This window comes from uncultured Paraglaciecola sp., assembly GCF_937123705.1.
Lineage (GTDB): Bacteria > Pseudomonadota > Gammaproteobacteria > Enterobacterales > Alteromonadaceae > Paraglaciecola.
In genome coordinates this window covers 1-7,758 of the sequence record NZ_CAKZKO010000221.1, presented here as the reverse complement: position 1 = coordinate 7,758, position 7,758 = coordinate 1, and the positions used below count along the sequence as shown (strand labels likewise).

Sequence of the window (7,758 nt, the reverse complement as noted above, 5' to 3'; positions counted from 1 at the left end):
GATTTCCATCACTGCGGTCACCACATTTTTTGACATCGGTATCTTGCTGTTCTCGGCCTGATCAATCGGAACGTAGAGACCTGATCCAATGGATGCAATCTTTGGGTGCGCCTCTGCTGCCTGTCTGACCAGATAGCGGCTAGTCACAAACCCTCCGGTCATATCGAGACAGTCTGGTCCAGTGATCGGCCAGCCTTGCCGCTTGAAAACATTCATGAGCTTCTGGAGGCGTAATGATCGAAAACGTTTTGAGACAATCGACCCGTCCTGAAGGGTGTATTGAGGATGCCGCCAGTATCCGATACCGGGAATGAAATGGATGCCGACTTTGGCAAGTATGGTCTGCATGTTTGAGTATGGAATAGCGGCCCGGTGAAGCCCGGTCAGGCTAACAAGTTCCTCTGTCAGCAACGGTACAGTCTGCCCCTTCATGACATCGGTCGCACGCTCGGCAAACTTTTCGTAGCTGGTGATGACAGGATCAAAGTTCTCGCCGTCGATTTGAGGCAACATCACAGTACCGTCTTCAAGACGCAGGCCGCGTGCGGTCAACGCATTGGCCATGCCGTGTCGGTCGATTTCCCAAACCTCGCCAAATCCATCCTGCTCTGCATCCATCAACAACTTCTCTAGCGCGATGGGTTCTGAACCGAGACCACGAAAACGGTCGGCGAGAAAATCATAAATCATATTGTGGGCCGTCATGGGTGTAGCCTTCTCAGTGCGTCAAGTGTTTCTTTGTATCCGTTTGTATCGATCATGTCGCAGACCTGTGCCGCACTATAGACCTGCGGCGTGCTATTCAACCAATCTCGGAACTCTTTTGGAAGGCGGTCAAACGCGCGCATTTCCTGCGCCGCACCGCCCTCGACAAATACAGACGTGTCGTCGTCTGGATTGATCGCACCAACGTTGGTGTGCCGCTCTCGCATCAGACCCTCATAGGCATGCAGATGCGAGTTACGTTTGGATCGCCGTCAGAGATACGTACAGGTGATGACGCGTCTTGCAAATTAACCCGTACATCGCCAGCGTCGCAAGATTTCAGCAACTCGCTGATGTATTTGGAATTGAGGCCAAACGAGATGTTGTCGACGCTAGCTTTTTGCTTCACCTTTACCTCGATATGGCCAAGGTCTGGGTCGTTGGAACCCATCACCACTTCATAGCCGTTGGTGGTGATTTTGATGGCTCGCCCACGACCGGACGCCAGTGCGCGCGCCATGGTAATCGTGTCAATCCATTCCTCGCGGTTAATGACGATGCTGTGTTTACCTTCTTCAGGTATCACGCGGTTGGTGTCTGGGTATATGCTGTCGATGAGTTTGGAGTGCACCACCACGTTACCACTTTCAAACCGGGCGGACTGGTACGTGAAGAACCACTTAACGTCTGGCTCGCACAACACTTTAGACAGCGCGATTGTTTTTCGCGGCACGATAAGAGAGTTTTCCATCGGTTTTCTTGGCTCTTTATCGATAATGACACGCACCAGTCTGTGTCCATCGGTCGCCTCCGCATACATGCCGTCATCATTGAACATGATGTGCATACCATTGAGATAATACCGTGTTTCCTCGGTGCTTATGGCGAGGTCAATTTTATCTACGATACTGCGCCAGCGTCCATTGGTGAAGCTTTCCTGACGCACCTCGCCATCATCAGACTTAGGGTCTGGCCAATCGGCTGGTGGATAACATTTCATCTCACCACTTACACGCTCGGCGATGTCATGAAACGAAACAAGGTTATTGGGCAGTACAACCAGCACGATATCTCGGTTACCCATCGACTTTGTCAGCGCCAGAAGTTCCGCAGCGGGTAGACAGATGTCAAATTCGCCGGTGTCTTCTTTGTTTGCCTGTACATCATCTCTGGTTGTTACCCACATATCCAGATCAGTGGTGATGAGTTTGAGTTGTGCGCCATCAAGGAGAAGGCGCACGCATCCCAGAATTGGTATTGTGTTTCGCTGCTCCACGACCTTGATGTTTTTTGAGAGTTGCGCCGTTAGTGTTCTTGCGTTGACTGTGATTTGCATTGGTTCTTTCCTGTTCTGCTAGTTTAACGATGTCGTATATTCCCTTGTGCGGCACCATAATGATCCCGGTTTTTTTAAAGACCTGATGTGGGTGCAAGCCGTGTTTCACCATATGAGCGAACATCCGCTTGGCCACCTCAAAGTCATGGTCCCTTCTGAAGTTGTTACAAAATTCACATGCGGCCACGCCGTTTCTTAGATTAATCGCTCCGCCATTGGAGGCTGGATCGATATGCTCGAATGTAACGCGCAGCCATGTTGCTGCAATTACCCTCATGCCTGTCGTTGTCTTGATGGGTGACAACATCCGTTTGGCTTCGGCCAAATCCTTGGCCATTTTGGTCTTGCAGTAGATGCATTTCCAGTCCTGCCTGTCGGCTAGGATTTCGCGACAACGCTTATTGTTTCCTGACATTATGGATACCTGTGCTGTTTATTGTAGGTGCCATATTTCTCATCGGCGGCGCAGTCTTCACAGATACGGTCTTGACCGTTTTTACTGGTGTACATGATGGTGGAAGCGTCCTGACACCAGTCACATTTCTCCTTGTCTGGATCGATAACTGGTTCTGGCTCTGGCTTCATGCGTGTGAACTTCACACCACAGACTGTAAACACGTTGATGTCTTGAAAAACTCGATGGTCCGGGATGAGTAGATCAGTGTTGCCATCAGCGTCTTTACGGACTTGTTCCAACATGGCGTCAAACGCATCGGTGGAAATACCAATCTGCACCGCAGTGGGTTCGCCCATGGATTTGGTAACACTTCGCGACAGGGCTACGCACCACGCAGCGGTTTTAGTCAGCATCTTTGGCATCAAACAGCTCTCCTGTTTTTGGACAGCGCGGACGTGTGTCGGGCGCATCTGGCTTGATCTGTCCAAAATACAGTGGGCCAATCTGGTCTGGCCAGAGCCATCTGATGGGAAAACACCCCTCATCTTTAGCGCGTTGAAATTCCCGTCCAGTTGGACAATGTCTGCCCTTGGTGTCGAAACAGATCGCGCGAAACGATTTCTCATCAAACCGTTCGTGCCGGGTCAGCCACGACGATGCTTTGTTGCACCATTCAGTATGGGTTTCAAATCTCTGATTGTGCTCGGCCATCAGATCAATCCTTTCTCTTGCGCTAGCCATTCCGGGATGGTTACGAGGGCGTGTCTACCGCGTGTTTCGACTTCCGCATGCGCCAGCGGAAGCCATGCTTCGGTATCACCGTCATCGATCAAGACAGCGCGATCCGTCTTGTGCTTGACGATGCATTCGATATCAACGAGACGTGCCATCATAATTCTTTCCCCCTTCTTCGTCCAAAAATATCATGATCGTTGTTCTCTCTGCTCTTTGTTCAAAAGGAATGTTGGGACGTAGTCTGGTACGCGACCGTCTTCCACGTCGACGTTGTCAGCCACGGCCTGCGGGTATTCCTTAACTGTTGGCGCAACCGGAACGAACTGGCCTTGGCAAAGCCCGTTCAACAGCGTCACCAGATCGTCCCGGCCATCAATGCGCAGCGTGTATAACTCGCGCGGCTTCAGTCCCAGCGCCTTACGGTGCGTGTCCGCTTCGTTCTTCATGGTGAAGAACTGGCTTCCAGCGTTGTAGATGACAGTCATACCCCCAACTCCTTCAGCAATTCCTTGTCGGTCATTCTGTACAGCGATACGTCGATACCGCTGTTTTCGAGGAACACCAGTTCTTGCTCCAGCTCACGCTCGGCGCTGGCGACCTGCATCGTGCGGAATATGATATCGTTCTTGGCTGTGGCGCTGGCGAGCCTCACGCGCTCCCGGCGCAGGCGTTCCGCAATGACGTGGTAGTGATCGAATATCGCAACGCTATCGGCGTCAGGGAAGTTTCTGTGAGCTGTTGTGGTCATCTCTTTTCCTCATACTTTCGAGCCATCTTTATGAGCCATTCAATGTGCTCGCCACGGACCTTGCCGGACAACACAAACGCGGCGTTATGGAACCGCTGGTGAGCCGATTTTCCATTCCCCAACGGGTGGTCTGGTCGACACGCGTGGAGCACATTACGCGCCTCGGCGCTTAGTCCTTCGCTGTCCGTTTGGATCAAATCGATACGCCTGTTGAGGTTTAATCCCTCAAGCAATTTTGTTTGGTGAGGATATAGTTCGGGTTTCATCAGGTCTCTCCGTGGCTAGCAACTAGATATCCCACTCATAGAGTGAGATACGCGAGGCGCTAGTTACTCATCCATGGTGGCTTCAATTAGTTCACCATCAAAGTCAGAAAGAAGGCCGGACCAAATCAGACAGTCGCCAGACAGAAAATCAATTGAAAGTCTCGCGTCAGGTGCGGGGTTGTAGACATCACCATCATAGTAGATGTGATAGTTACAGTCTTCGCCATCGCAGTCTGGGTGCTGAAGGTAAATTGATCCCGGCACGGTTTTCAGTTTTGCTACAAGCTGCGCTGCCGCGCACCCCATACCATTCATGATTGAATTGTAATCACCGGAGATACCGTTAATCAGCTTTTTGCCTCCAAGCGCTTCCGATAACTCGTTACCCATTGCGGATGGGTAGCCGTCCATTTGCCGATATATAGCACAAATAGTTTCTGCGCTTCTGTTGCCATTGTGAATGTATGTGACTGATCTAGTACCCATTTTAAATTCTCCATCAGGTTGACTTAACTTTGCAACGCAACACGCGCTGTATGTCCTCCCTATCAGATCATGGCAGCATGTCAACAGCGATGGCTTATTTTGTACCAATTATTTTTCATGACGACACGTCAACGAAAAACCGGGTATCCAAATATGTGCTATAAGGACCATGTACCAAAAAATAAACCTATAGGTGTTTTTTAGGTCTCTATCTGTACTCTTTTACAAATTAATATGTACCTATTTACCTGTCTCTTTTTGGCTAGATTGATTGTGAAGAATAGTCAATAAAAACAATGATTTAAACGATTAAGTATCCATAAACAGACACCCACACCTCTCCATAATGAGTACGAAAACCTTTCTCTTAGCTCAGTCGGTTTGACGAACCCCCCTTAAAGCACATTTTTGGACATTTGGGGTGGTCCAAATTAAGACGGGCAATAATTAACCAGATTTCAGTTAATTTCCCGGTTGGTTGAAAAAAAGAGGTAAACGTGAACATTGTTCACATACGCACATATACGGAAATCTTTATATGCACATATCGTTATATCGTTTTTGCGATGGTGTTATTGACAGGTTGTCACTGTTGTGCATGATGGTGCGTGCTGGCTGTCAGCCCCTCAGAAGCAGTCAGCGCCCCTCGGCCCGGTGCGTAGTGCGAGTTGCGCGCCGGGCTATTCTACAAGCCAAAGGGAATTCAAAATGATTGTTGTGGAAGTGAAGTTACACAGTGCTGTAACGAATACGGTGACGACATTGGGTCGAGCCATTATTGCCAACGATGGTACGGGTGGCGGCGCGCGTCGGAACTATGACGCCATGATAGCCAAGAAAGTTGATGCGCAGAAAGAGCCTACAACAGCAAACCTTGGCAAGATATGGGCCAAACCGTTGCGTCGTGGTCGTGTTGAGGATTATCCGGCTCCGTCTTACAATATGTGGCGATTGGTTATCCGTGCGCTGAAATCGGCATTTCCGGAGGAAAAATAATGACCATAGTTTGGATACTACTCTGTGGCTCGTTCATGGCTGGCGCATACGCACATCTGCCAGCACCGGGCAGGCTAAAGGCGGTGGATCACATGGCTCCGGCAATGATGCTGATTGCGGCCATCATATTCTTTGTGCTGGCGGTGATGTGATGGCGATGCACTATCTTAGCCAAGCGGAAGCGTTTCGACTGTTGCAAGCGGCTTTGGTGGCTGAAAAATATCCAAGTGGGTCGTATGATGCTCGAACAAATATGCACATCAAAGTGTCTGACAACAACGTAACTGACGTGGCATTCACAGTGAGTGTCGAGCCAGCGCACGAACGGTCGTAAATAGAATATGATTTGTCGCGATCAGAGCTATCAAGCGTTCATCTGGGAGTTGTACCGTCTTCGCATGGAAAAGGCGTTAGAGGGATATTCGATATGAAAATCTGGGACTGGCTCACTATGAGCAATGCCGTAAGGGCGCACCAACTTGAAGCCGAAGCGCTACAGGCGCGCGTGATCCACGAAGAACGCAAGGCAGCTCGTGAACGTGATGCGGCCAAATTGCAGGCGGCGGCGCTGAAAGAGGGGCTTGCTGAGAAAGACAGGCTTGACGCAATACGTAGTATGAATGAGCCGTTTGCTGAACCTGTCACTGCTATGGAAAAAACATTCAACGAGTATCTGGCTAATCGTGACAAGCCTGATTCGGGAATTGATAGCAAGCGAGGTGAGGTGTGGCACGTCAACTGGGGTCCGGAGAATACAGAACCAACACGCGACCGCGTCAACAAGCTGGCCAAGCGAGCAGGGTTTAACGGTTATCTGTACGAATACGGAAGCGTCACGGAATACATGGAAGCACTTGCCTGCTTTTTGCTTGAGCAAGAGATAGCCCGGCAAGAGCTGTGGACGTTGAAGGGAATGGAGGTGATAGATGAGTAAAGCTAATCAGCAATGCATGCTAAATCTCATGGTGTTCCAGCATCAGGCGCTGCGGGTCCACAACAAAGAGATGGCAGAGCGCGTGCAGACAGCGCTATATGCATTGGAGGATATTTACCCAGACGACTACAAAGCGCTGATTGAAGCACGCAGAGAGGACGCGCCAGATAATGGAAACGATTGAGGAATTGCTTAACGCGCTGGTCACCGCGACTGGTGCTGCCAATACGCTGATAGCGGAAGGCACGCACTGCACGCTGATGCTCCAGCACGATGGTGTGATGATCGCCATGGCGAAGGTGGATGCGAATAACCAGCTCCAGACGCTTCGTGTCGAGGTGCCGTATAAGGGCATTCTGGACTTCCGGGGTAATCTTCTGATAATGGAGATAGCCAAGGGTAAGCAATCGCTGAACGATTATATTCGTGAGCAGAACGCCGCGCCGGTCAGTCCAATATCAACGGAGATGCAGTGATGCAAACGATACAGAACGCCGCCCTTCAACGTCTAATGGATGCGTTTGAACAGAAGGATGAAGAAGCTGGTCTGGAGGCGGCTGTAGATATCGCTGACCATGTTCTAACATCTTTGGAACGGATAACCACGGCTCTTGAGGCCATCGCTGAGGCGCAGGTAAAGATAGCAAACCCGTACATATCACTGGAGAGTAACTATGCAGACCCTACGGAAGAACCCAAAGAAGCGACCGCTGATCGGATGGAGCACGGCTCGTCATTATGAGTGGTTGAACGACCGGGCCAATCATCAGGATCAACTCAACATCGACCGCTCGACGCGTAAATATCGCACGCCAGATCGCCGTGTGGTGAGCAAGTACATGCCGCATCAGGGCGGTGGTGAGTACGTGCCAACGCGCGTCACTGACAAATGGCACGGTACTGAGCGTGTTTTTACCAAGGCGGTGATTGAATTTGAGCGTAAGGTACGCGCCAACGACAGCGGCAATGACTAAATTCCTTCACCTGCTATCATCCAGAATTCTCACCACGCTTGGCTGCATACTGCTTGTCGTGGTGGCTACCGTAGCGTTGGTCATTGCGCTAGCGGCTGGTGCGATCTACTATGTGATTGAGAGTTCGTGGCAGGACCGGGAGAAGGTTGGAGATGAGTAGGATACACCTGATCTGCGAAAC

General features: G+C 50.5%; 17 protein-coding genes. 7 read left to right on the top strand and 10 right to left on the bottom strand.

From position 1 onward, the window contains the following. The 10 genes from Q0688_RS27205 to Q0688_RS27160 all read right to left on the bottom strand — a co-directional run. Positions 1-705: hypothetical protein (locus Q0688_RS27205; protein WP_299085165.1), on the bottom strand; the 705-nt coding region annotated here is incomplete at its 3' end. Continuing rightward, entirely contained in the window at positions 702-932 is a 231-nt protein-coding gene (locus tag Q0688_RS27200) for a DUF6525 family protein (protein WP_299085163.1), read from the bottom strand. The genes Q0688_RS27205 and Q0688_RS27200, both read right to left, overlap by 4 nt. Further along, positions 932-2,041, bottom strand: a complete 1,110-nt coding sequence (dnaN, locus tag Q0688_RS27195; protein ID WP_299085160.1) for a DNA polymerase III subunit beta — start codon at positions 2,039-2,041, stop codon at positions 932-934. Before dnaN ends, Q0688_RS27200 begins: the two co-directional genes overlap by 1 nt. Next, positions 1,929-2,456, bottom strand: a complete 528-nt coding sequence (locus tag Q0688_RS27190) for a hypothetical protein (protein ID WP_299085157.1) — start codon at positions 2,454-2,456, stop codon at positions 1,929-1,931. The genes dnaN and Q0688_RS27190 overlap by 113 nt, the downstream gene beginning before the upstream one ends. Continuing rightward, positions 2,456-2,860, bottom strand: a complete 405-nt coding sequence (locus Q0688_RS27185; RefSeq protein WP_299085154.1) for a hypothetical protein — start codon at positions 2,858-2,860, stop codon at positions 2,456-2,458. The genes Q0688_RS27190 and Q0688_RS27185 overlap by 1 nt, the downstream gene beginning before the upstream one ends. Continuing rightward, the gene (locus Q0688_RS27180) at positions 2,841-3,149 is read right to left on the bottom strand and encodes a hypothetical protein (RefSeq protein WP_299085151.1); all 309 of its coding nucleotides are present in this window, start codon (positions 3,147-3,149) and stop codon (positions 2,841-2,843) included. Before Q0688_RS27180 ends, Q0688_RS27185 begins: the two co-directional genes overlap by 20 nt. Then, on the bottom strand, positions 3,149-3,331 hold the full coding sequence (locus tag Q0688_RS27175; protein ID WP_299085149.1) for a hypothetical protein: 183 nt from the start codon (positions 3,329-3,331) through the stop codon (positions 3,149-3,151). The genes Q0688_RS27180 and Q0688_RS27175 overlap by 1 nt, the downstream gene beginning before the upstream one ends. Before the next feature lie 30 nt (positions 3,332-3,361). Then, the gene (locus Q0688_RS27170) at positions 3,362-3,658 is read right to left on the bottom strand and encodes a hypothetical protein (RefSeq protein WP_299085147.1); all 297 of its coding nucleotides are present in this window, start codon (positions 3,656-3,658) and stop codon (positions 3,362-3,364) included. Then, positions 3,655-3,921, bottom strand: coding sequence for a hypothetical protein (locus Q0688_RS27165; RefSeq protein ID WP_299085145.1), 267 nt, complete (start codon positions 3,919-3,921; stop codon positions 3,655-3,657). Before Q0688_RS27165 ends, Q0688_RS27170 begins: the two co-directional genes overlap by 4 nt. A gap of 329 nt (positions 3,922-4,250) precedes the next feature. Beyond that, on the bottom strand, positions 4,251-4,673 hold the full coding sequence (locus Q0688_RS27160; RefSeq protein ID WP_299085142.1) for a hypothetical protein: 423 nt from the start codon (positions 4,671-4,673) through the stop codon (positions 4,251-4,253). A 708-nt stretch (positions 4,674-5,381) separates the two neighbouring features. Between Q0688_RS27160 and Q0688_RS27155 the strand changes: the two genes are divergently transcribed. The 7 genes from Q0688_RS27155 to Q0688_RS27125 all read left to right on the top strand — a co-directional run bounded on the left by Q0688_RS27155 (position 5,382) and on the right by Q0688_RS27125 (position 7,577). Then, positions 5,382-5,669 (top strand): hypothetical protein, encoded by a 288-nt coding sequence (locus tag Q0688_RS27155; RefSeq protein ID WP_299085139.1) that lies wholly within the window; start codon positions 5,382-5,384, stop codon positions 5,667-5,669. 10 nt (positions 5,670-5,679) lie between these two features. After that, complete coding sequence (locus Q0688_RS27150; RefSeq protein ID WP_299085136.1) at positions 5,680-6,003, top strand: hypothetical protein; 324 nt, start codon at positions 5,680-5,682, stop codon at positions 6,001-6,003. 93 nt (positions 6,004-6,096) lie between these two features. Next, positions 6,097-6,603 (top strand): hypothetical protein, encoded by a 507-nt coding sequence (locus Q0688_RS27145; RefSeq protein WP_299085133.1) that lies wholly within the window; start codon positions 6,097-6,099, stop codon positions 6,601-6,603. After that, positions 6,596-6,787 (top strand): hypothetical protein, encoded by a 192-nt coding sequence (locus tag Q0688_RS27140; protein WP_299085130.1) that lies wholly within the window; start codon positions 6,596-6,598, stop codon positions 6,785-6,787. The genes Q0688_RS27145 and Q0688_RS27140 overlap by 8 nt, the downstream gene beginning before the upstream one ends. After that, positions 6,774-7,079 (top strand): hypothetical protein, encoded by a 306-nt coding sequence (locus Q0688_RS27135; protein WP_299085127.1) that lies wholly within the window; start codon positions 6,774-6,776, stop codon positions 7,077-7,079. Before Q0688_RS27140 ends, Q0688_RS27135 begins: the two co-directional genes overlap by 14 nt. Further along, on the top strand, positions 7,079-7,345 hold the full coding sequence (locus tag Q0688_RS27130) for a hypothetical protein (RefSeq protein WP_299085124.1): 267 nt from the start codon (positions 7,079-7,081) through the stop codon (positions 7,343-7,345). Before Q0688_RS27135 ends, Q0688_RS27130 begins: the two co-directional genes overlap by 1 nt. After that, positions 7,278-7,577, top strand: coding sequence for a hypothetical protein (locus Q0688_RS27125; protein WP_299085121.1), 300 nt, complete (start codon positions 7,278-7,280; stop codon positions 7,575-7,577). Before Q0688_RS27130 ends, Q0688_RS27125 begins: the two co-directional genes overlap by 68 nt. Positions 7,578-7,758 lie beyond the last annotated feature (181 nt).

Excerpts from the sequence above, each read along its gene's own strand:
- Q0688_RS27200 (WP_299085163.1), bottom strand. The coding sequence starts at position 932 with ATGCGAGAGCGGCACACCAACGTTGGTGCGATCAATCCAGACGACGAC.
- dnaN (WP_299085160.1), bottom strand. The coding sequence starts at position 2,041 with ATGCAAATCACAGTCAACGCAAGAACACTAACGGCGCAACTCTCAAAA.
- Q0688_RS27190 (WP_299085157.1), bottom strand. The coding sequence starts at position 2,456 with ATGTCAGGAAACAATAAGCGTTGTCGCGAAATCCTAGCCGACAGGCAG.
- Q0688_RS27185 (WP_299085154.1), bottom strand. The coding sequence starts at position 2,860 with ATGCCAAAGATGCTGACTAAAACCGCTGCGTGGTGCGTAGCCCTGTCG.
- Q0688_RS27180 (WP_299085151.1), bottom strand. The coding sequence starts at position 3,149 with ATGGCCGAGCACAATCAGAGATTTGAAACCCATACTGAATGGTGCAAC.
- Q0688_RS27175 (WP_299085149.1), bottom strand. The coding sequence starts at position 3,331 with ATGATGGCACGTCTCGTTGATATCGAATGCATCGTCAAGCACAAGACG.
- Q0688_RS27170 (WP_299085147.1), bottom strand. The coding sequence starts at position 3,658 with ATGACTGTCATCTACAACGCTGGAAGCCAGTTCTTCACCATGAAGAAC.
- Q0688_RS27165 (WP_299085145.1), bottom strand. The coding sequence starts at position 3,921 with ATGACCACAACAGCTCACAGAAACTTCCCTGACGCCGATAGCGTTGCG.
- Q0688_RS27160 (WP_299085142.1), bottom strand. The coding sequence starts at position 4,673 with ATGGGTACTAGATCAGTCACATACATTCACAATGGCAACAGAAGCGCA.
- Q0688_RS27155 (WP_299085139.1), top strand. The coding sequence starts at position 5,382 with ATGATTGTTGTGGAAGTGAAGTTACACAGTGCTGTAACGAATACGGTG.
- Q0688_RS27145 (WP_299085133.1), top strand. The coding sequence starts at position 6,097 with ATGAAAATCTGGGACTGGCTCACTATGAGCAATGCCGTAAGGGCGCAC.
- Q0688_RS27140 (WP_299085130.1), top strand. The coding sequence starts at position 6,596 with ATGAGTAAAGCTAATCAGCAATGCATGCTAAATCTCATGGTGTTCCAG.
- Q0688_RS27135 (WP_299085127.1), top strand. The coding sequence starts at position 6,774 with ATGGAAACGATTGAGGAATTGCTTAACGCGCTGGTCACCGCGACTGGT.
- Q0688_RS27130 (WP_299085124.1), top strand. The coding sequence starts at position 7,079 with ATGCAAACGATACAGAACGCCGCCCTTCAACGTCTAATGGATGCGTTT.
- Q0688_RS27125 (WP_299085121.1), top strand. The coding sequence starts at position 7,278 with ATGCAGACCCTACGGAAGAACCCAAAGAAGCGACCGCTGATCGGATGG.